20 protein-coding genes are annotated in these 22,118 nt (G+C 46.9%); 10 read left to right on the top strand and 10 right to left on the bottom strand.

Going from position 1 to position 22,118, the window contains the following annotated elements; genetic code table 11:
- Positions 1 to 67 precede the first annotated feature (67 nt).
- Positions 68 to 616 carry a hypothetical protein gene (locus AAC052_RS16725; RefSeq protein ID WP_339814704.1) on the bottom strand — a complete coding sequence of 183 codons (549 nt, stop codon included), beginning with the start codon at positions 614 to 616 and terminating at the stop codon, positions 68 to 70.
- A 209-nt stretch (positions 617 to 825) separates the two neighbouring features.
- Here AAC052_RS16725 and AAC052_RS16720 point away from each other — a divergent pair, with 209 nt between their 5' ends.
- The 3 genes from AAC052_RS16720 to AAC052_RS16710 all read left to right on the top strand — a co-directional run bounded on the left by AAC052_RS16720 (position 826) and on the right by AAC052_RS16710 (position 4,365).
- On the top strand, positions 826 to 1,653 hold the full coding sequence (locus AAC052_RS16720) for a VOC family protein (protein WP_317492061.1): 828 nt from the start codon (positions 826 to 828) through the stop codon (positions 1,651 to 1,653).
- Between the two features lie 67 nt (positions 1,654 to 1,720).
- A complete protein-coding gene (locus AAC052_RS16715; RefSeq protein ID WP_339814703.1) occupies positions 1,721 to 3,406 on the top strand; it encodes a D-aminoacylase in 1,686 nt (561 codons plus the stop codon).
- A 116-nt stretch (positions 3,407 to 3,522) separates the two neighbouring features.
- On the top strand, positions 3,523 to 4,365 hold the full coding sequence (locus tag AAC052_RS16710) for an SDR family oxidoreductase (protein ID WP_339814702.1): 843 nt from the start codon (positions 3,523 to 3,525) through the stop codon (positions 4,363 to 4,365).
- On the opposite strand, the gene AAC052_RS16705 is transcribed toward AAC052_RS16710, so the two are convergent.
- From AAC052_RS16705 to AAC052_RS16695, 3 genes are all read right to left on the bottom strand, one after another.
- On the bottom strand, positions 4,362 to 5,987 hold the full coding sequence (locus AAC052_RS16705) for an OmpA family protein (RefSeq protein WP_339814701.1): 1,626 nt from the start codon (positions 5,985 to 5,987) through the stop codon (positions 4,362 to 4,364). The genes AAC052_RS16710 and AAC052_RS16705 overlap by 4 nt on opposite strands.
- Positions 5,988 to 6,120: 133 nt before the next feature.
- The gene (locus AAC052_RS16700) at positions 6,121 to 7,047 is read right to left on the bottom strand and encodes a glyoxylate/hydroxypyruvate reductase A (protein ID WP_339814700.1); all 927 of its coding nucleotides are present in this window, start codon (positions 7,045 to 7,047) and stop codon (positions 6,121 to 6,123) included.
- Positions 7,048 to 7,050: 3 nt separating this feature from the next.
- On the bottom strand, positions 7,051 to 7,653 hold the full coding sequence (locus AAC052_RS16695) for a DNA-3-methyladenine glycosylase (protein ID WP_339814699.1): 603 nt from the start codon (positions 7,651 to 7,653) through the stop codon (positions 7,051 to 7,053).
- An 89-nt stretch (positions 7,654 to 7,742) separates the two neighbouring features.
- Between AAC052_RS16695 and AAC052_RS16690 the strand changes: the two genes are divergently transcribed.
- The 5 genes from AAC052_RS16690 (at position 7,743) to AAC052_RS16670 (ending at position 9,863) form a co-directional block, all read left to right on the top strand.
- Complete coding sequence (locus AAC052_RS16690; protein ID WP_339814698.1) at positions 7,743 to 8,564, top strand: DUF2911 domain-containing protein; 822 nt, start codon at positions 7,743 to 7,745, stop codon at positions 8,562 to 8,564.
- A gap of 108 nt (positions 8,565 to 8,672) precedes the next feature.
- Positions 8,673 to 8,978, top strand: a complete 306-nt coding sequence (locus AAC052_RS16685) for a hypothetical protein (RefSeq protein WP_317492068.1) — start codon at positions 8,673 to 8,675, stop codon at positions 8,976 to 8,978.
- 1 nt (position 8,979) lies between these two features.
- A complete protein-coding gene (locus tag AAC052_RS16680; protein WP_339814697.1) occupies positions 8,980 to 9,387 on the top strand; it encodes a GNAT family N-acetyltransferase in 408 nt (135 codons plus the stop codon).
- A gap of 64 nt (positions 9,388 to 9,451) precedes the next feature.
- Positions 9,452 to 9,679: a type II toxin-antitoxin system HicB family antitoxin gene (locus AAC052_RS16675; RefSeq protein ID WP_339814696.1), complete on the top strand. Its 228-nt coding sequence runs from the start codon at positions 9,452 to 9,454 to the stop codon at positions 9,677 to 9,679.
- A complete protein-coding gene (locus AAC052_RS16670) occupies positions 9,672 to 9,863 on the top strand; it encodes a type II toxin-antitoxin system HicA family toxin (RefSeq protein ID WP_317492071.1) in 192 nt (63 codons plus the stop codon). The genes AAC052_RS16675 and AAC052_RS16670 overlap by 8 nt, the downstream gene beginning before the upstream one ends.
- Positions 9,864 to 9,973: 110 nt before the next feature.
- Here the strand turns inward: AAC052_RS16670 and AAC052_RS16665 are convergent, their stop codons facing one another.
- The gene (locus AAC052_RS16665) at positions 9,974 to 10,843 is read right to left on the bottom strand and encodes a DUF72 domain-containing protein (RefSeq protein WP_339814695.1); all 870 of its coding nucleotides are present in this window, start codon (positions 10,841 to 10,843) and stop codon (positions 9,974 to 9,976) included.
- Positions 10,844 to 11,208: 365 nt separating this feature from the next.
- Here AAC052_RS16665 and AAC052_RS16660 point away from each other — a divergent pair, with 365 nt between their 5' ends.
- A complete protein-coding gene (locus AAC052_RS16660) occupies positions 11,209 to 12,042 on the top strand; it encodes an aldo/keto reductase (RefSeq protein ID WP_339814694.1) in 834 nt (277 codons plus the stop codon).
- 195 nt (positions 12,043 to 12,237) lie between these two features.
- On the top strand, positions 12,238 to 15,117 hold the full coding sequence (locus AAC052_RS16655) for a calcium-translocating P-type ATPase, PMCA-type (protein ID WP_339814693.1): 2,880 nt from the start codon (positions 12,238 to 12,240) through the stop codon (positions 15,115 to 15,117).
- A 74-nt stretch (positions 15,118 to 15,191) separates the two neighbouring features.
- On the opposite strand, the gene AAC052_RS16650 is transcribed toward AAC052_RS16655, so the two are convergent.
- The 5 genes from AAC052_RS16650 to AAC052_RS16630 all read right to left on the bottom strand — a co-directional run bounded on the left by AAC052_RS16650 (position 15,192) and on the right by AAC052_RS16630 (position 22,116).
- Positions 15,192 to 16,868: a carboxylesterase family protein gene (locus tag AAC052_RS16650; RefSeq protein WP_339814692.1), complete on the bottom strand. Its 1,677-nt coding sequence runs from the start codon at positions 16,866 to 16,868 to the stop codon at positions 15,192 to 15,194.
- 119 nt (positions 16,869 to 16,987) lie between these two features.
- Positions 16,988 to 17,827 (bottom strand): hypothetical protein, encoded by an 840-nt coding sequence (locus AAC052_RS16645; RefSeq protein WP_339814691.1) that lies wholly within the window; start codon positions 17,825 to 17,827, stop codon positions 16,988 to 16,990.
- Between the two features lie 404 nt (positions 17,828 to 18,231).
- Positions 18,232 to 20,406, bottom strand: a complete 2,175-nt coding sequence (locus AAC052_RS16640) for a hypothetical protein (protein WP_339814690.1) — start codon at positions 20,404 to 20,406, stop codon at positions 18,232 to 18,234.
- A gap of 91 nt (positions 20,407 to 20,497) precedes the next feature.
- Complete coding sequence (locus tag AAC052_RS16635) at positions 20,498 to 20,797, bottom strand: hypothetical protein (protein ID WP_339814689.1); 300 nt, start codon at positions 20,795 to 20,797, stop codon at positions 20,498 to 20,500.
- Entirely contained in the window at positions 20,794 to 22,116 is a 1,323-nt protein-coding gene (locus tag AAC052_RS16630; RefSeq protein WP_339814688.1) for an acyclic terpene utilization AtuA family protein, read from the bottom strand. Before AAC052_RS16630 ends, AAC052_RS16635 begins: the two co-directional genes overlap by 4 nt.
- Positions 22,117 to 22,118: the final 2 nt, after the last annotated feature.

Below are 22,118 nucleotides of genomic sequence, written 5' to 3'. Positions count from 1 at the left end.
CAAAAGTCTGATGTGTCAGCGATGAAGAAATAACGAGAAGACCACTCAGAATCGGTCTGATTCTGTCTTAGACTAAAATACCTCTGGGTGGAGGGCTTTGAATCGAAAGGAAAAAAATGTAATCGGAGACAACGTAGTCGGCATTCTCTACGGAATAAAAACCACCGTAGGAAGCCCTTTCCATTGCCACATTCGAAATCATGTAATCTTTAGAAAGCGATTTTGAAAAATCAACCTGTTTAGCCGTGGAAGCATCCGGCGCTGTGAAGGTACTCACATAGTCCTCAATGGCTTCATGTAGCTTTTGTTGGTTGTAATCAGGAAGGCAAACGATGTACAGTGTATCCGCTGCATATTTTTGTTTGACCAATCGATAGAACTTTCCTTCTACCTCGATAAGCCCGTCAACTCTTTCATAGTTGGCCTGGTCAGGCATGTAGGCAAGAGACACCGCTACCTTGAACTCAACTAACTCTTCTTCATTGAAATTGTCTGAATCCAGGTCACTAACCACCTGTTGTTCAAGGTTATATTTCAAACCCATGAACACACCGTAAAAACCGATGATGTTCAAAAGGAACAGAAAAAGAAGCGATATGGCGGTGATCCGACGCAATGAAGCAGGTATACTTTTCCGAAATGTATGCATTTAGGTGAACTATCCCAAGCCCACCCTAAAGGAATAATTTACTATATTTCGCAAGCATATCTGCAACCAACCGTAAGTTCATAAGTACTTTAAGCATTACGCCATAGCCTGTTAGTTCAGACTATATGGAATACGTGCATAGTTTTTTCTCGAAAACTCAAAACTTTCCTACATCTATGAGCTTACCATTCGATCACCTTGTGATTAAAGTCGATGACTTAGAAAAAGCCACGCAAACATTCACTGCAAGCGGGTTCGTAGTGACAAAAGGAGGCGTTCATAAGGGCGGGTTCTCTGAAAACGCATTGGTAATGTTTAAAGACGGAAGCTTTCTGGAGCTATTGTCGATCAGAAAAGGTGTCAAACCATTTCTTTTGAAGCTTTATTCTAAAACCCGGGCTTTCAGGTCTCTCAAGTACTCGAAGAAATGGGGGCTTTTTCACAGGTTTTACGACAGGGCTCTTTCGCTGCCTGAAGGAGTGACAGATTTCTGCGTTTTGTCAGCTGATATAAAAGCAGATCTGACGAGGATAAACGATGGGGGCCTTTTCGTCACCAAACCAATGGCAGCGGCGAGAAAGAAGCCGGATGGGAAAAAGATTAACTGGCAAATGGCTTCAACCCTCCTGACTGAGCTTCCATTTATTCGGGGCCCCTATTCCGCTCCCTCATCTCCTTCCGACGAAGCAACGGCGCACAAAAATGGCATTACCGGCATTAAATCAATTACTCTCCTGGCACTTGATTTTAAGGAAATGATGCGCAACCTGACCACTCTGCTGAATCAGGAGCCTCGGCAGAATCCGGCTGATGAAGACAAAGAGGCCAGATATATCATCGGCTCAACTACCCTTATTTTAAAGAAATCGTCTGAAAATGATTTGCTCATCAAAAAATTGAGAAGCAAAGGACTGGGCGTGTTCGGGATCGAATGGGAATTTGGTACCAATGGTTCGCAAGTAGAATCCGATTTTTCTAACTTACATGGATTAGTAGTGCTATAGTACGGCTGACCCCTTTGATTATATCAAGTTGAGGGTTGGGCGTCGATGCCAATCAAACCAACCTTAGATGAAAAAATTAACTTATCTTTTGCCCCTGCTCGGGGCAATCATTTCTTGCTCCACGCCTGATTACGACGTAATTATCCGCAACGGACTCATCTACGATGGCTCGGGCAGTGCTCCTATTAGTGCCGACCTGGGTATTAAAGGCGATACGATTGCGACCATAGGTAACCTGAAGGAAAAATCAGGAGCGACAGAAATTGATGCCAAAGGCAAGGCAGTGAGCCCTGGCTTCATCAACATGCTAAGCTGGGCTACAGAAAGCATCATTACCGATCCTCGGTCTATGAGCGACATCAGACAGGGAGTTACGCTGGAAGTGTTTGGCGAGGGGGTATCGATGGGCCCGCTGAGTGATAAAATGAAGGCCGACTGGGTCAAGAATGCAGAAGAAGAAACTGATATCACCCCAGAATGGACCACACTCGGAGAATACCTGGAGTACCTGGAAACCAAAGGCGTCACACCCAACGTAGCCTCCTTCATCGGCGCTACTACCCTACGCATTCACACTGTTGACTATGATAATCGCCCGCCAACTGAAGAAGAACTAGACAGCATGCGGTTACTGGTAAAACAGGGGATGGAAGAAGGCGCTTTGGGCATTGGTTCATCTCTGATATATGCCCCTGCCTTTTACGCCAGCACTGAGGAGTTAATAGAACTGTGCAAGGTGGCTGCTCCCTATGGTGGCCGGTACATCACCCACATGCGCAGCGAAGGCAATCAGCTACTGGAAGCGGTAGACGAAACGATCAGGATTGCTAAGGAATCTGGAATCCCGGCAGAAATCTATCATCTGAAAGGAGCAGGCACCGACAACTGGTGGAAAATAGACACGTTGCTTACTATGATCGAAGGAGCGAGAGCAGAGGGAATTAAACTCACCACCGACATGTATACCTACACCGCTGGCGCCACCGGGCTCGATGCTTCCATGCCACCCTGGGTGCAGGAAGGTGGCCCGGAAAAATGGAGAGAGCGCTTGCAGGATCCCGATGTTAGAAAGAAAGTGATCGAAGAAATGCGAACTGCCACCAATGAATGGGAAAACCTGCTGCTGTCCGCCGGTTCGCCAGAACGGGTTGTGCTGCTTGGCTTCAAGAACGATTCGCTGAAACCAATTTACACAGGAAAAACACTGGCAGAAGCCGCTGTTATCCATGGGAAATCTCCGGAAGAAACCGCTATTGATTTGGTGATAGCCGATGAGACCCGGGTGGGTACGGCCTACTTCATGATGTCAGAAGAAAACGTCAAGCGCCAGATACAACTGCCCTACATGAGTTTTGGGTCTGATGCTGAGTCGGTGATGCCGGAGGGCAAAGTGCTGGAGTCGAGCACCCATCCACGCACCTATGGCAATTTTGCCAGGCTGTTGGGCAAGTATGTGAGAGACGAGAAAGTCATTTCTCTGGCAGAGGCCATTAGAAGACTATCTTCGATGCCAGCTGAAAACATGGGGATAAGAAAAAGGGGGCGGCTTCTGCCTGGCTACTACGCCGATGTGGTGATCTTTGACCCAGCGACAATTCAGGATCACGCTACGTTTGAAAACCCTCATCAGCTTTCCACAGGCGTGACCGACGTTTGGGTAAATGGCGTGCAGGTCCTTAGCAACAGCGAGCATACGGGAAGCTTTCCCGGAAGAGTAGTAAGAGGCCCGGGATGGGTAGGTTACAAGGACTGATCTGGAGCGTGGACGATATTCGACTGTGAAGGAATGGCGAAAAAAGATATAATCAAGTGGCAATTTTACATGCTACAGTTATTCTCCTATCTTAATGAAACTATACTAACCTGACCATGAAAACTGTAGTTGTTACGGGTGCCACTGCCGGAATTGGCTTTGAAACTGCCAAACAATTGGCTCAAAAGGGATACAGGGTTATTCACCTTGCCCGGAATAAAGATAAAGCCAGAAAAGCCGACAGCCTTATCAAAGCTGCCGCTGGGCACGAGAATGTGCACCATATTGTGGCAGATCTGGCCGATCTCCGTTCGATTCAGGAAGCTGCTGGCAAAATCAAAGAAATCTCCCGCAGGATTGATGCGCTTATCAACAACGCAGGTGGTATTATCGATGTGGACGACCGCAGCAAAGATGGTATTGAAATGAACTTTGCCATCAACCACCTCGGACATTTTTACCTTACCAACCTTTTGATTAACGAGCTTGTAGCTTCCAAGGCAAGAGTCATCAATGTGAGTTCAGAAGCCCACAAAATCGGCTACTTGAATATTGAGCGAATAAAGGAAAATAAAGGCCTGACTTCTGGCTTCAAGGGATATGGTGACGCAAAACTATGTAATCTGTTGTTCACCAAATCACTCCATGAACAATACCGTGACCGTGGCCTCACGGCTTTCTCGGTTCACCCTGGCGTTGTGAAAACCAATTTTGGCCACAATATGAAAGGTTTTGTGAGCGGCGTTGTCAAGTTTGCCCAGCTGTTTATGATCACAGCAGCCAAAGGAGCCGCCACTTCGGTTTACCTGGCGACAAAAGAAGGGATCGAAAAAAACAGTGGTGGCTATTTCAAATCGAGGCACTTAACTACCCCCTCCACCCAGGCCACAAGCGATAAAAACGCCGAAGACCTCTGGAAATTAAGTGAACAGATAATAAAGGAAGCCCTGGAAAATTAGTTACCCTTCAACACGGTGAACTCAACTCTCCTGTTGAGCTTTCGAGTTTCCTCCGACGCATTGGATGCGATCGGTTTGGTTGGCCCAAAGCCTTTGCCGGTCAACCGGCTCTTGTCGATTCCTTTGCTGACCAAATAGTCGATAACAGTCTGCACCCTGCTTTCCGACAATTCGATATTGGGTTTGATAGGCCCCTGGTTGTCCGTGTGACCTGAAATGAGTATCTCTACTTCCGGGTTGTCTTCCATCATTTTCCTTACCCTTTCAAGGTCTGCTTCAGAGCCCTTGATCATATTGGCGGTGCTTTGCTCGAAAAGCACATGTGAAAGCGTTACCGTATTGCCAACTGACAACGGCTGTAGCAACACCGTCTCGTTAATTTCGTCTCCATCAAAAGTTTCAACGACCAACTGCTCGTCCAGATATCCCTTGGCTGAAACAGTAAGGGCATAGGAATGACCATCTTCAAGAGCAAAACTAAAGGTTCCGTCATTGCCTGACTGGTGATTGGTACTGTAATCCGAGGTTTGACCAGACACTGATATGTTTGCAGACAACGCCCCAAGTGTTTTGGCATCTCTCACAATTCCGGAAACCTGAGTCGTGGCCACTGTTGGAGCTGTTGCTGTCGGCACCACTTCAGGGTCGATAGACGGTTTAACAACGGCGCCAATGAGTGGGGTTTGTGGAATAGTATCCAGCCTTTGGGCTACTATGTCCGACTTAATTTTCACCCTTTTGATATCGCTATAGCCCTCGGAGTTCTGCGTGCTGGTGAGGTAAGCGAAATCGGCACCAGGCTGGAACGAAAACGATAGCTCGGTACCGACAGTATTGACTTTGTTCCCGAGGCTTACGGGCTCCGACCAGTTTCTCCAGGAATCGTCAAGCCTTTCTGAATAGAACAGGTCTCTCCCCCCCTGCCCCGCAATCCCATTGGAAGCAAAAATCAGTGTTTTATAGTCTTCGGCTAAGAACGGTGTATTTTCCTGAAAGGCCGTATTGATCATAAAGCCAAGGTTCCGGGGCGAAGAGTAGCTGCCATCTGATTCTCTAAAGCATACATAAAGGTCTTCCGTGCCATAACCACCAGGGGCTTCTATCGAAAGCAGCAAGACTGTTCCGTCCGCTGTCACCCAGCCACTTTGATGACTGCTCTTGTTATTGAAGTATTTGACGTTCAACCTTTCCGGTGCTGTCCAGTTATCGCCGTTTCTGCGGCTGGTAGCTACTGCTTTTCTGAGTATCCCGTCCTTGTCTTTGTAGTCAGTGGAAAGATACATCAGGTTGCCAGCATCGGCAAAACCTATGATAGCATTGAGTCCATCGCTGTTCAATGGTGTGCCTAAATTTTGCGCCGGAAGCCAGTCTCCGGAAGCCGACTGCTCACTCATCCAAATATCGCCTTTGTCTCCCTTGCCTCCCACATTGGCAGCATGCTGCACCCTGGTAAAGAACATCATAGTGCCAGAAGGATGCAGAATGGGATTTTCTTCAAACGAAGGAGAGTTAATACTATTTCCCACAGTCTCCTGACCATCGTAAATAGTCAGGTTTTGGGCGTTGAGTAACACTGAACAAAACAGAAGAGCAGGTGTTAGAAAAAGGGCTAAATACTTCATTAAACAGGATTTTCGGCAAAGTTAATAGAATAACGAACAATCATGCCCGGATAACGCAATCGGTACGGCGAAAATTGGGTGAACGGTCGGATGGAGATACCTTTGAAGCACGTTTTAGTCCCTGGCATCAAAACTAGTATCCTCGGTCCCTATCAATTTTATTCTTCAATGGCAGCCCTGCTAACATGGCTTTATAATTGGCCACAATCTGAGGAGCTGCAGCATCAGGGTTGGTGATGCTGGCAATATGTGGGGTGATAAACACCTTAGGATGATCCCAAACTGGGTGATTCTTTTGAAGTGGTTCATTTTCAAACACGTCGAGAAAGGCCCCGGAGAGTGTTCCGTTGTCAATGGCATCTATGATGTCGTTGGTTACCTGATGTTGCCCACGAGCGGCATTGATCAGAAAAGTGCCCTTGTTCATTTTCGTAAATAGCTTACTGTTCAACATACCTTTGGTGTCCGGAGTAGCTGGCAGCAAGCACACCAACACGTTTATTTCCCTGAGAAAGGCATCCAGCTCCTTGTTGCCTGCAAAACATTTAATTCCTTTCACATTTTTACGACTATTCGAATATCCAACTACTTCGAATCCGAGAGCTTCTAGCTTTTTGCCGGCTTCTTGCCCAAGTACGCCAAACCCCATGATACCGATCTTTACAGCTACTTCAGATGGTGACGACGGATCCCAAACATGTGCACTCTTGTCGGCGAGGTATTTGTCAAACCGCCGATGATGATACATCACAGCCGAAACGACATAGTTGCTCATCGAGAAGCTTAGGCCATCATCAACGATGCGAACTATGGGCACGCCGTCAGGCAGCTCCGGGTCTTTGAGCACATGGTCGACCCCTGCTCCCATGGAGCAAATAAGTTTGAGGTTAGGAAAAGCTGTCAGCGACCCGGCAGGATGGCCCCACACTACTGCACAGGTTATTTCCAATTGATGACCCGTCTCGGGCCAGATGCTAACGTCAAGGTTTTCGTCGGCCTTATTGAATGCCGTGATCCACTGACTTAAATCCCTGTTTGGTGCGATTATTATGATTGACATAAGCTACCTTCTGCTTACAAATGGGTTGTCCTTTATATAAAACCGCCACGGCTTCAGTGCGTCTTCACCTGCGTAATCCACTCCTATTCTGGTCGTGGCCACTATTTCTTTCTCAGCCACGGCGATTCCTCTTTCTTCCAGCCAGATGGAAGGCCCTGAAAGCGACTCCCCTGTGTTGGCTACTTTTATGCCAAGGGCCTCGCCCACCGTTCCGGGTCCAGCCGATATCCTTTTGAGGGAGCTCTTTCTTCGTCGCTCCATCATGGTGTGCCCACCTTCCAGCGGCTCCAGTGCCCTGATCAGCACTGCGTCGGCATTACCCTCTACATTAGTTACCACATTAACCATGTGGTGGATGCCATAGCACAGGTAAACATAGACCACACCACCTTCCTCGAACATCACTTCGGTGCGGCTCGTCTTTCCAAACCGGCATGCATGGCACGCCATATCGCCCTCACCACTATACGCTTCCGTTTCAACGATCACCCCGGCAGTCAATTGTCCGTCAAAAAAAGTGCACAAGACCTTCCCCAGCAAATTCTTCGCTACAGACACCACATCATTTACCACATAAAAATCTTTTGATAGCGGTTTCTCTGCCATTTCGATCCTTGTTGTTTACCTGCTAAATATTAATCCATAACTTCGGCTGAGTTATACAAAACAACGTTCAAACAAACCTTCATCAAAATATGAGAAACATTTTCGCACTTGCAGTGGCCTTGATTTTTGCAGGATATTCATCCTATGCGCAAATCAGCGCACCGGCAGCTAGTCCGTCGTGCACTATTACCCAACAAATTGGTCTGACAAATCTGTCTCTGGAGTATTCAAGACCTAGTGCCAGAGGCAGAACGATCTTTGGTGACTTGCTGCCTTATGGCGTTGAGTGGAGAACGGGTGCCAACTCGCCGACTACGCTCACTTTCGACAAGCCAGTGGTGATCAAAGGACAGGAATTAGCAGCGGGTAGCTATGTCATTTCATCGGTGCCCGGCAAAACAGAGTGGACGGTTACTTTCTCACAAAACGACCAGAAGGTGTTGAGTCTCAAAATAACGCCTGCAGCCTATCCTATTCACGTTGAAACATTGAGCATCCAGTTTGAGAAGATCACCGAGACTTCAGCCGACCTTCAAATTCTCTGGGAAAAAACGTTGATCTCTATCCCAATGGCGTTTAAAACTGACGAGCAGGTAATGGCACAAATTGAAAGCTTCGCTAAAAATCCCGAAGCGAGCCTTGCGAACTCTTATTACCAGGCTGCTAGTTACTACCTCAACACTGGCAGAGACCTTAATAAGGCTTTGGAGTGGGTGAATAAGGCCATCGCTGTAAACGACGGGTTTTTCTGGCAGCACAGAACCAAGGCGCTTATCCTCGCTGGCCTGGGCAAATACAAAGAGGCTATTGCATCGGCGCAAGTGAGCACTGAGAAATCGAAAGCCGCTGGCAATGCTGACTACCCAAGACTAAACGATAAGTCGATTGCCGAATGGCAGGCTAAGAAATAATTGAAAAAGGTCGCAGGGGCGTCAAATGATGTCTTTGCGACCTTAAAATCATTGGCAAACGAACTTTTAGTCTTCAAAGACTGCTTTCTTATTATCAAATGAACCACTATGGCACTGATTAAAGACAGCTATTTGCCTGTTCCCTGGGATTTCAGAGAGGTGATGGACGAAGTAAAAACGCAGGAAAAAGATGGCGTGATTTACTACTTCACTACTGAACCGGACATGGAAAGTGCTGAAGGCAAAATTTTGGATATCGTCGAAACGCCTGAAGGCGAATTCCTCCTCACGTCCAATGGCGATAAGGTTCGGTTGGACAAGATCGTCACTCTTTATGGAAAGCCCGGGCCGTCTTACCATATCTATGATGGCTATGCCAATGTCTGTCTGAATACCCACAAAGACAATTGCTGAGTTGGAAATAAGAAAGATCAAAGCCGAAGATACCTGGCCAGTTCGGCACAGGGTAATGTGGCCTAACCAGCCGTTTGACTTTGTCAAGGTCGATGAAGACCACGAAGGCATCCATTATGGGCTCTTTGTGGACGATGATCTGGTATCCGTTGTTTCGCTCTTTCTCAAAGATGGCAAAGCGCAGTTCAGGAAGTTCGCTACCGAAGTTGAACACCAGGGTAAGGGCTACGGCACTTTTCTGCTCAACTACCTTTTGAAGGAAACCGAAGGCCTGCATGTATCATCCGTTTGGTGTAATGCCAGAACGGAGAAAGCCGGATATTATGAAAGGTTCGGATTTCTGAAAACAGATGCTACCTATATGAAGGGGGGCATTGAGTTTGTGGTGATGGAGAAAGTGCTTGTTTAAGACACTTGACTTAATCTCTTTTTTAATTTATTGATGCTATATTTAGGAGGTAAAGAGAAATACAATGAAGGTGCTTAATTATCGAATTTTATTGAGAGAGGAACCAGAAGGTGGGTTTACAGTACTTGTCCCAAGCCTTGAAGGCTGTATAACTTATGGTGAAACCCTCGATGAAGCAAAAAAAAATGCCAGAGAGGCGATAGAGCTTTATGTTGAGTCGTTGGAGGCTGATGGCACACCAATCCCATCAGATAATTTTCTTGAATACACGCTCCAGATAGAGCATGCCTGATTACAGCTCAAATGGCATTATAAAAAAGCTGCTTGAAGTCGGCTTTACGCTCGATAGAGTAAAAGGTAGCCACCATATCTACAAGAACAGAGAGGGAAAACGAGTGGTTGTTCCACATCCAAAAAAGGATTTGCCTAAAGGCACTTTCAACTCCATTTTACGCCAGGCAGGCCTGCAAAGGTAAGCCTTTAAGAGACTCTAAAGAAACAGTTACGATGCTGTCGCTCAACAGTCCCTTCGCTACTTGAAAAAAATCGGAGAAGCTAATGGCGTGGTCGATGATATGATCTACAATTAGTCGTTCAAAGTTTTTGGCACTGTTAAGTCTGTTCCTAACTGCTCATTCATCTTTTTGATAAAATAAGCCGACAGCAAGGGCGACTCCAATTCAATGTTTTGGTGAATAAAGAAGTATAGTTTCTCCAACCCCTGCTCCTTCCACGCCTTTATCCGCACCAACCAGTCATCGAGGCGTGGGTAATCTGTAGGGTGATTGGCGCCCACATAGCGAACAAACGCATGCGGGGTAGTCATTCGCATGTGCATCATGTCCCTTCTGCCGGCGGTGTCCACCAGCACATTGGTCACTCCTTTGTCTTCCAGCAGCTGGTAGAACTTTTCAGACGAGGCGGGGTCGGTAAACCAGTCTTCGTTGCGCACCTCGATAGCCAGTGGAATCACCTTGGGAAATTCATCGATGAATTTGATAACTCTGTCAAAGTCCTTTGGTTTGAAGTTGTCGTGCATTTGCAAAAACACAATTCCGAGCTTTTCTTCCAGCCCACTAATGGCGTCGCAATACTCATCCACTACCTGCTTTGTGTCTATAAGTCGCTTAAAATGGCTGATAGAGTTCGTAAGCTTAGGGAAGAACTTAAAGCCCTCTGGCGTTTTCTCCTTCCATTTCAGCACCTGATCCTTTTTTGGAGAGTTATAAAAAGTGGCATTAAGCTCTATACTATTAAACTGTGTGCTGTAATAGCTCAGCTCGTCTTTTGTACCCTTTGGATAGAAGTTTTTCAAATCAGTTTTGTTCCACTTCGCACAACCTACAAAGGCTTCAAAACTTCCGTTTCCTTTGCAGAGCATTTTAGCAGTATCAGGATGATCAGAGGGAATTGTAAAGTCAATATTACCTGGGTCAGGAACGGAACCGAATTTCATTTATTTGAGCGTTTAATTGAGCATCCAATATACGCAACTCTTCATTTTCAAAGGAAGTATTTCAGTCAATTGATTATACAGCTTACTACAACATCGTAACAGTCCGCTTCAAATTGATAGTCGCATCAAGGAGAATTGCCGATACTTGTACAGGACGATTGATAGTGCAATATCCTCTTACATTCAAGTCCATATATTTCATTTGTTAATCAAAACCCACAGGCAGTTTGTCTGTGGGTTTTTAAGGTCTGAAAGACGCATAGCAAAGCAGTTCGATCCACTTCACTAGCATAATAACCCTTTCTTTGGTAACTTTTGATACAATTTGGCTATCGCCAGCCAAAATGAAACTTCAACAGACGTAGATGACAATCACAGATATAAAAGGCACTGTAAAGCTGAACAACGGCATTCAAATGCCCTACTTTGGGTTGGGTGTTTTCAAAACCAAAGATGGGAAACAGGTGATTGATGCTATACATCACGCTATAGAAAATGGCTATCGACTCATAGACACTGCTGCGCTCTATGGAAATGAGCGTGGAGTTGGCGATGCTGTAAGAGCATCAGGCGCCCCCAGAAAAGACATATTTGTAACTACGAAGGTATGGAACAATGAGCAGGGTTATGAGCCAACTCTGAGGGCGTTTGACCATTCTATAAAGCGACTTGGACTCGACTATGTTGACCTTTTCCTGATCCACTGGCCAGTCAAAGGAAAATATAAGGAAACCTGGAAGGCTCTCGAAAGACTACTGAACGAGGGCTACATACGCTCGATTGGTGTTAGCAATTTTCTGCAACATCACCTTGAAGATTTGATGAACAGCTCGTCATCGTTGCCCGCTGTGAACCAAATAGAATTTCACCCACGCCTGGTTCAGCAAAGCCTCCTGGATTTCTGCGCCCAGAAAAAAATTCAAGTGGAGGCCTGGAGCCCACTGATGCAAGGTGGCGTCTTTAAAATTGAAGCCCTACAGCAATTAGCCAGCAAATACGGAAAAACAGTTGCTCAGTTAGTTTTGAGATGGAACCTTCAAAAGGGTGTCATTACCATCCCTAAAAGCATTAACCAATTGAGGATCAAAGAGAACGCAAATATTTTTGACTACACAATAACGCCGGAGGACATGGCTGCAATTGACCATCTGGATAAGCATCAGCGTGTTGGCGCCGATCCAGACAATTTCAGCTTCTGATCTTTTACTTAGTTATGATTTCGCCAAGGTGTATTTTTCCGTTGGAAAATATTCTTTTACAAAGAACTCTCGTAAATTCCAATAATGGCGATTTGAAAAAATATGCCCAAATTTGCTGAGTGTAGACTACCCTTTGAACATTATACCATAGTTTGTTGCAAGAACCGGAAGCACTGACATTTGTAATGTTATACTATGGAGAACAAGAAGCATTTCGTCGGCCTGACAGACGAACAAGTTCAGGAAAGTAGGAAAAAGTACGGCAATAACTTACTGACTCCGCCTGAAAGGGATCCGCTGTGGAAGCTTTTTTTGGAGAAGTTTGAGGATCCCATCATCAGAATACTGCTCATTGCCGCCTTCTTATCCCTGATTATATCTGTTGTTCATAACGATTATGCTGAAACAATAGGCATTTTCTGCGCAATATTCTTGGCTACCGGAGTCGCTTTTTGGTTCGAAATGGACGCCAACAAAAAGTTTGACATTCTCAACAAGGTCAACGATCAGGAGCTGATCAAAGTCATTAGAAATGGTAAAATAGGTGAGGTACCCAAGACAGATGTTGTCGTTGGCGATATCATCGTGCTCGAAACCGGAGAGGAAGTCCCCGCCGATGGAGAGTTGCTTGAGGCCGTTTCGCTGCAAATAGATGAGTCGACGCTTACCGGCGAGCCACTCATCGATAAAACAACCAATCCAGCTCACTTTCACTCCGACTCCACTTATCCATCCAATTGGGTGATGAGGGGTACAAAAGTAATTGACGGGCACGCCACTGTGGAGGTTAAAAAAGTAGGAGACGCCACAGAATTTGGCCAGGTAGCCAAGAAAGCCACCGAAATGACGAAGGAGGATACTCCTTTGAACAAACAGCTGGATCGGCTGGCCAAGCTCATTGGTGTGGTTGGGTTTATTCTGGCGGTGCTTACTTTTTCTGTTCTTTTCGCCAAAGACATGTTTTTTGGAGCCACTGAGGTTCCATTGGTGCAGCTGGGATCCGCAGGAATCGTTATTATTGCAATAATGGTGGTATTGGCGAAAGTTTGGATACCTATTGTGTACGATGGCATTCAGCTAATGGGCTATGACAAAGAAGTGCCTGACAGTGTTGACAACGGAAGCTGGTTCCGATGGCTAGCGTATGGCGTGGTGACTTTTGCAGTTTTGCTCGGTGTCGGCTTCGCAGCCGGATTAGATATAACCAGTGCCGAGTCCTGGGCCTCGATAGACCTGGCGAAAATCATTCTACAGCATTTCATGGTGGCGGTTACGCTTATTGTGGTGGCAGTACCTGAAGGCCTTCCTATGAGCGTTACGCTAAGCCTTGCCATGAGCATGCGGCGTATGTTGAAAACCAACAACCTCGTGCGGAAAATGCACGCCACCGAAACTATGGGGGCCACTACAGTCATTTGCACTGATAAAACAGGTACGCTCACGCAAAATCAGATGACCATTTACCAAACTGATTTCTTCGGTTTAAAAGACCAGCAACCAAAGGAAAATAGTCATGCGGCCAATCTGATTAAAGAAAGTATTTCTGCCAACACAACCGCCCATCTTGACCACTCTAACCCTGATAAGAGCAAGTCACTAGGTAACCCCACAGAGGCAGCGCTGCTTTTCTGGTTGCACAAAAATGATATCGATTACCTTGAACTAAGAGAAAAGGTTGAAGTCATCGAACAACTGACGTTTTCTACAGAACGCAAGTACATGGCTACGCTGGTTGAGTCGCCAACGCTTGGGAAAAAGGTGCTGTATGTGAAAGGGGCTCCGGAAATTGTAATGTCGAAGTGTAAGAATGTCACCTCCGATGTAAAACCAAGATTGATTAAAGAGGTGAAGGAAGAGATCGACAACAAGCTCATTGAGTATCAGGGAAAGGCAATGCGAACACTCGGCTTTGCTTACAAAATAATAGAAGATGAAACACCAGGTAGTATCAAAGACCTGGCCGACTTCGACTTAACATTTCTTGGGATTGTAGCCATCTCTGATCCGGTGAGGGAGGAAGTGCCCAGTGCTGTGAAGGATTGCCACGATGCCGGTATTGATGTAAAAATTGTTACGGGAGACACACCCGGCACCGCCAAAGAAATTGGCAAGCAGATTGGCGTTTGGAAGGATGAGGACAGTGATTTACAGATAATCACGGGAGTGGAATTTGCTGCGCTTAGTGACGAAGAGGCACTAAAAAGGGTGCAGGGGCTGAAGATCATGTGTAGGGCAAGGCCCTCTGACAAGCAAAGGCTGGTGCAGTTGCTGCAACAAACTGGGTCGGTGGTGGCTGTTACCGGCGACGGTACCAACGATGCCCCGGCACTGAACTATGCCCACGTAGGGCTTTCCATGGGTTCCGGCACGTCCGTAGCCAAGGAAGCCAGCGACATTACCTTACTGGACGATTCGTTCAACAGCATTGCCACAGCGGTTATGTGGGGCCGGTCGCTTTACCAGAACATTCAGCGCTTCATCCTGTTTCAGCTCACTATCAATGTGGCTGCCTTATCCATCGTCTTCCTGGGCTCGCTTATGGGCTTTGAGCTGCCGCTAACCGTCACCCAAATGCTCTGGGTGAATCTGATCATGGACACCTTTGCGGCGGCGGCCCTGGCTTCTCTTCCGCCTGACCATAACGTAATGAAAAGCAAGCCCCGGCATCCGGATGACTTTATCATTACGCCAGTGATGAGCAAAAACATATTGTTCGTGGGCTTTACATTTGTCATTCTATTGGTAGGAATGCTTTTCTATTTCACAAAGACCGACGGCGAAATCACCGCCTACCACTTGTCTGTTTTTTTTACAGTATTTGTGATGCTGCAATTCTGGAACCTGTTCAACGCTAAGGCTTACGCAACTGGCAAGTCTGCCTTCCATGAACTGAATAAGGGGGTTGGCTTTATCATCGTCGGCATTTTGATCGTGGTGGGTCAGTTTATGATAGTCGAGTTTGGTGGAGAAGTTTTCAGAACAGTTCCGATATCTCTGAAAGACTGGGGAATAATTATTGCTGCCACCTCGCCAGTGCTTTGGATAGGAGAAATATCGAGGGCGTTGAAAAAATAGGTAGCCCCTACTTGATAAATAAAGAGGTCGCTCTCTGATGCAGCACAAAACGGCCTCTTTATTTCGACTGTTTTTCAGGCAGGCAGTGCCTCTCTGGCTGCTCTGTCCGGATCATTTTTCAATTCACAGGTGTCGTTGAGCACCATGGTCTCGCCGTTTTCTTTCGTATAAGCGGCCCATGTAGGTAAGGCGCCTGCGTTAGGATCGCCCGTCCGCATAAACGACAACAACGACGCCGACATCTTCTCTGACAGCTTTCTAGGACGGCTGCCCCCACCTGTGTGCGTGTACATCCTGTCGGTATTGGCATACCAGAAACAGATGTCGATGCAATGGAAGGCTCTCATGCGGCCATCGTACATTTTCGGCTCCCAACCAAACCAGGCAAGATATACAGGGGCTTTCTGCCCAGACTTGGCATTAGAAGTGTTGATGGCACCCTGACGGTTAGACGCAGCGAGGGCCCATATTTCGGCAGGTTTTGCATCAGGAAAATTCGCTTTGTAAGCGTTTACTACCTTTTCGGCATCGTCGCCAAATCGTGGCTTTAGCTTTTCAACGACACCGGCAAAGTCGATTGCCTCGAGCTCCGGGCTGGTACGTGTCGCCGACCATTCATGGAAGGTGGTACACACCATTAAAGGCATGTTGGAAGCCGCACCGTTCGGATCACTAAAAAACTCCTCCGCAGGCAAATGAACGCCATCGGCCACTGGCCCGAAGCCTCCTCTGCCACCCCCTGAGTTCAAGTTGTCTTTTCTCGCTTTGTCAATGGCTCTGTAAGCTATATCGAGGTACTCCCTCCAGGGAATGTCCTGTATGTTATCGAGGGTAGCTGGTGTAAGCCCTGCTTCTTTCATCACATATTCACCCAACTTCTGAGAGTAGCTCTGGTCGACGCCTTTGAGCATAGATCCGCTAAGTGCCACACCTTTGTGCACCAGCTGTTGGGCTGCCGGCATGGCCATTACCCCGGTAACTTTAGCACCGCCACCCGACTGTCCCATGATGGTGACATTGCCTGGGTCTCCTCCAAAATTAGCAATATTGTCACGCACCCATTCCAGCGAAGCAATGATGTCAAGCATGCCCACGTTGCCGGATGAGGCATATTTCTCTCCTCCTACTCCTGAAAAGTCAGTAAAGCCAATTGGCCCCAATCGGTGGTTGATCGAAACAAAAACGGCATCTCCTTTTTTACTAAAGTTTTCGCCGTGATAGCCGTCCTGTTCAATGGCATTACCGTTGGTAAAGCCTCCACCATGCAGCCACACCATCACAGGGCGCTTTTTGCCGTCAGTGGCCGGTGTCCAAACATTGAGGCGCAAACAATCCTCGCTTACGTCATCGTAGTTCCAATGATCTGCGAACGAGTAATGCACATTGGCGTAGCGGTTGTCCATGATCTGGGGAGCAGTATTTCCCCACCAGATGGTTGGCTTCACATCAGTCCACGGCTCAGGCTTCTGCGGTGGCATAAAACGGTTTTTGCCAGTCGTATCTGCTCCGTAAGGCACACCCAGGTAGGTATAGACGCCATTCAGTATATAGCCTCTTACTTTTCCTGATGTGGTATTTGCTATCGCAATATCGTCGCCGATAAATAAAAATTGTTCGTCGTCTTTCGGCTCCTCCGCCGTTGCCTTATTCGCATTGGCATCACAAGATGTAAGGGGAATAGCCGCAGCAAGACCAATTCCGGCTGTGCCCAAGCCCATTTTTTGGATAAAATCTCTTCTTTTAGTGTTCATCGTAGGTATGTTTTTGATATTAAAGTGCTTTTGAAACAAAAGATACCAATTCTTGTCGCTTATTTAATGTATTAGCCTGAAGTATTACTTGTGTGGATATTTTCTAAACCCCCAATCTACTACCAGTTATGCTCTTTGGTTTCTTGAACAAGTTGAATATCCGTAAAAGTGAAGGTTTCGTAGTCTATGATTCCGCGGTAAAAATTCACACAATCGTATTTCCTTACTCTCCACACTTTGATAATATGAATTAATATCCCCTCTTCGATTGGTTGAGCCTTAATTTCAATTTCCCCACCGGTCAAATCTACTGTGAGATGACATAGCTCAACAATTGGCAACGCAAAGCTTCGGGCTTCGCTTTGGTATATAATTGGGCCAAATTCTCTTAGATCATCAATCGATCTAGTGAGGAAATAATACTTTAAATTGACATGTCCAACTTCCCATTTAGGAAGAGGTAGGTATTTTTTCATTATCACTAAATCTACTGGAGGTAAGTTATTATCAATCCAGTCATACGAGTAATGACTAGATTTCCAACGAGTTACTTCGTTTTGGAACTTTTCCAGATGATCCCAAAAATAGTTATACAACCTAGGAGCTACTTCTGACGATGGATTACCAAAAAATTTCCAAGTCTGGTCGCTGCTCAACTTTTCAAATCCTGGTTGACCAATCGGGCCAAAAGTCGAACAGTGGACAAGACCCGTTCCATCAACAGCCAAAAGTTCGATATGAGGCTTGATTTTATCTTCAATTAATCTCCTGTAAATTGATAGCTGATTTCTCGAAGACAAAACCTGACTTGCGAAGTTGCATAGACCAGGCATTGTTTCATAAAAACCATGGGGCATAGCTCTTGCCAGATCTGCGTTAAGGCAATTATGCATTACTAAATACCTAAAGAAGTCACTACTGCTGCTATCAATCGGCTCAATTGAATTATGCGAAATCATATTAACTCAATTTTATGAAAATTTTGAATTGCAAAAACCAGCAAAATATTTGGACTCTATTATTTTTGTCAAAATCATTTACACTAATAAAAAATCATCGTAATTTCACGGAAATAAAAACAAACAATTATGATTCCACTGATTATGAAAATCAAATGGAATCAGAAAAAAAGAAAGTTAAGTTGTAAGATTTATTTCTTTATTTTCTGAGTCAAAGATCAGAGGTAAAGCGACAACAAGACATAGAATTTAGAAAAAAAAGATTACTACTCGTCCGACAGAAGGATATGAATTAAGATAAAAATAAAGTCGCAAATTTATCTCGGAAGCCTTCAGACTAGGTCTGAAGGCTTTCTTTTTGTTCTACCTCTCTCGTGGTTCGCCTTCGTTTGAAACAAGACTCATCACTTTGCCAAGGGATCAGGCCTCATTTGAAACTTAAACACCTTGCTTGTGGTACCCTTCCCACCTTCCATGTGAAAAGGGGTCCGGGTGCTGATGGTAGCCCACACTCCTCTTCCTTTCCACCCAGCTGCAGGGTCGTCGATTCTGCCATCCATCCATTTGGTAAAAAAGCCCAGTGGATAAGGCACTCTCAGGCGCACAAACTCACCATCTTTCAGCACCAACAAAGCCTCCGATTCATTACCCGTATTGATAGGTACATTTTCTCCCAGCCCAAGTGTGTTGAATTGGTCTACCCAGGTATAATAACTGGCTTCAGCACTCCCCGATGCATCTATGTTTGAGAATTGAGGTAGCGGTTCGGTATAAAACGTCCAACCCTCCCCACAGTGCTGGCCTGTGGCTTCAGGGCCATTGAGCGGCGCCTTACATTTGCGGCGGTCAAAGCTGGCCATATGACCGCTGGCCAAAGCTACCCAGGCCACACCATTTCTGTCCACGTCCATTCCCCTCGGAGAAAACCCCTCTATCGGTTCGCCCGATTCCTTCAAAGGAAGCTCGTAGTACTCCACCAGCGCTGTTTCAGGCGGGTTAGTACCAGGATCAAGCCTAACCACGCCGCCAGGGTAACCCAGCGATGAGCCCCACACTGACCCATCAGGAGCCGACGATACGGCATAAAGCCCTTTGGTGATGCGTTTGTCTTTTTTAGGGTCAACGGGTTGATCCGGTTCTACATAGTCATCCCGTTTGCCGTTGCCATTGGTATCCAGAATTAGGGCTGTCCAACCCTGAGAGGCTTGTTCATCTCCTGTCTCACGATATTTCTTTGTATTCAGCCACCCTATCACCTGCCCGCCTCCACTGGTCCAGAGCGTATTGTTGGCATCTTCGGCAAACATCAAATGGTGGGTGCTGAAGCAAGTCCGTATGGTACTGTATTTTTTAGTATCCGGATCATATAACCCCAGGTGGCGGTAAGACTGATCCACCGGGAATAATTTGGCTGACGGATGATCAGACCCTTTCTTGCAGAAATCAGGGTTCTCCGGCAGGCCGACGTTGGCCGTAATCCATACTTTCCCTATTTCGTCCATCATGGGATTGTGCACGTTGGTTTTGCTGTCCCAAATGGCTTCATCACCCCAGTAAACTGACGGCTCCAGCACTTCGCCGGAAACAGACTTTGTTTCCGGGTCTCTTACCGTAAGCGGCACCTGCCCCGTTGTGCTGGTCATGGGATCGAGCACAGGCAAATAGTCGGTACTCAACTCGGTGGCACCATAAAGCTTTCCGTTGGGGTTGACAGTTGGGTCACGGCGATCGGTCGACACCAGGTCATGCATGTAGGCTTTCGGATCCGCCCAATCCCATTGGCTGATCACCACGTTTCTCTCAATACCCTGCGGACGTGTAGGTGCTTCAGGCACCTCTCCAGCCGCAATGCGATCTGTCCAGTCAGCAAACATGCTTAATGTGCCATCAGCCCCAATTTGGTGAATACCTGAGACCATGCTCGGCCCCGCCTGCCCCGACCTGATGCGGCGCTCCCAAGCTTCCTTTGAAGAAGAAAAAGTGCCCAGTGTTGGACGAATCTCTCTGGTTCCTTTGCTACCAAGCTGATGACACGCCAGACAGGTGCCCGACTTTATCCGGGACAGAAACTGGGCTTGTGTCAGCATGCTTTCTGAAATACCGTTTCCTTTGGCACCAGTTCCCGGGAAATTGGTCTTGTCGGGTATATGAAGGAGGGAAAACCAATAGCCACCAGGATAGTAGGCTGCTGCAGCTTTGGCGTCAGGAGCTGAAACAGCCTCTAAATCAACTGAGGAACCTGGCTCCGCTTCCTTTTTTGGTGAATCGATGAGCCCGTAGCCCCTCACCCAAATGGAATAGGTAGCGTCGGGCAGGTCAGGCAGCAAATATCGTCCCTGGTCATCGGTGACGACAATTTTGGCAAACCGGGTGGGCAGATCAAAAGTTTCTGCAATCACCCAGACGCCGGCCTCCGGGCCGCCGGGGCCTGTAACAATGCCGCCGATATCGTCTGCGTCCACCTGTGCAGTCTCTTTCCTCGACTGACAGGCACTATAGATTCCGGAAATGAAAATGAGAACGGCTATTGTCCCGTAAATGGACTGCCTGCCGGGAAGCAATGTTTTGAGCTGGTTCATGGGTAAGTAGGTAGGTACCTACTAAAGATAACCAGCTGATTATTAAGGGCAAAGTGTTTGATTTAATTTGTGAAGAACGGGAAATTTGAAATTATATTTCCATTTCCAGCAAAGCACTGCTCAAGCTTTTCCCATGCGTGTCGAGGGCGAGAGAGGTGGTAACGCCACTGAGTAACGCCTTTTCACACACAAACAACAGGGCGCAAACATTGGGCATTTCGTATCGCCTGATTTCGCCCAATACAATGTCCTTCATATGCCTGCTCACAGCTTCCACCGTTACTTTCTCGCAAAGCATCGGGTAGTCCGTTTCATCGTAGGGTATCAGGGAAAGCGTGGAAGTGTTTCCTTTGTCGCCTGCCCGGCTGTGCGCTATGTCGTATAATTTCATATCTCTTTGACGGTTACTTGTGGAACAACCAAGCCTCTGCCCAATAAAACCGACACAATGCCCACAATCTCATTGACGTATTTTCTGGCACCCCCACCCCCTGCCGGGCCATTGGTGTACAAGGCTTCAACCTCCTCACCCACCAGCGAAGCCACTTCCATTTTCTGTGCTCTGCCAGCTACTCTCAACCTCACTTCAGCCGGCTCAATTTGTTGATCAAAAGCTCCTCTAAAAATAGCATTTACCCCGACAAGGTCTACCCTCAAATCATCCATTCTGTCTTTCAGCCGCTCTTCGATAATTTGTCCTGCCAGCTTAGCCTTTTGAAGCGCATTAGTGCCTGCGTACGAAATTTCTCCCTCTCCAAGGCAAAATGCCTGGTATCCTACACTCACCTTAAAAGTAGCGGGTTTCGCCTTGCCACCGCCACCAGAAACATGCACCATGTCCTTGCCAATTTCCTTTAGCCTCACACTGGTAAAGTCTGCAATCACATCAGGCGTGTAGTACTCATGAGGATTTACTACCTCGTAAAGTAGCTGCTCTTTACTTGTCATTAGGTTGATCACGCCACCAGTGCCGTTCACTTTACTGATGACCGCCGATCCGTCGGTCGACACCTCTGCGATTGGGAAGCCCAGCTGGGCGGGATTCGGTACATCTTTTTTACCCGGATCCATAAAATAGCCCCCGGTAATTTGTCCGGCGCATTCCATCAGGTGACCAATCACGGTGCCTTTTCCCAGAAAGTCGTAATCGTCCGTTTCCCAGCCAAATGCATATACCATAGGTGCCAGAAACAGCGACGGATCCGCCACTCTACCAGTAATGATAATATCGGCACCCGATTCCAAGGCAGGAAGAATGGCGTCTATGCCGATGTAAGCATTGGCAGAAAGGAGCTGCCCTGCTTCCTTAAGTGGGCGCCCCGTTTCCATTGCCTGCTGAGCGGGATCTATTTGCCCAAAAACGTCGTCGCCAGTTACGGCGGCTACCTTTACTGACAAGTGCAGCTCTTTGGCTATTTCCAGCACTTTGTCAACTGCAGCCAGGGGATTGGCTGCACCCATATTTGTGATCAGCCTTACTTTGTTTTTCACCAAATGTGGCAGTAGCGACCTTATCCTCCGCTCGAGTAGTGGGTCATATCCTTTGGACGGATCGGCTTGCTTTCGCTTCTGAGCCAGGGCTATTGTTCTCTCGGCCAGGCATTCCAATACAAGGTAATCGAGGTCGCCTTTTTCGGCAAGCACAACTGCCGGTTCCAACCTGTCGCCAGAAAAACCTGCCCCACCGCCGATTCTTATTTTTTTCTTCATGG

Source organism: uncultured Imperialibacter sp., from assembly GCF_963974565.1.
GTDB classification, from domain to species: domain Bacteria; phylum Bacteroidota; class Bacteroidia; order Cytophagales; family Cyclobacteriaceae; genus Imperialibacter; species Imperialibacter roseus.
The sequence above is the reverse complement of the archived record's forward strand: the minus strand, read 5'-3'. Positions and strand labels throughout refer to the sequence as shown.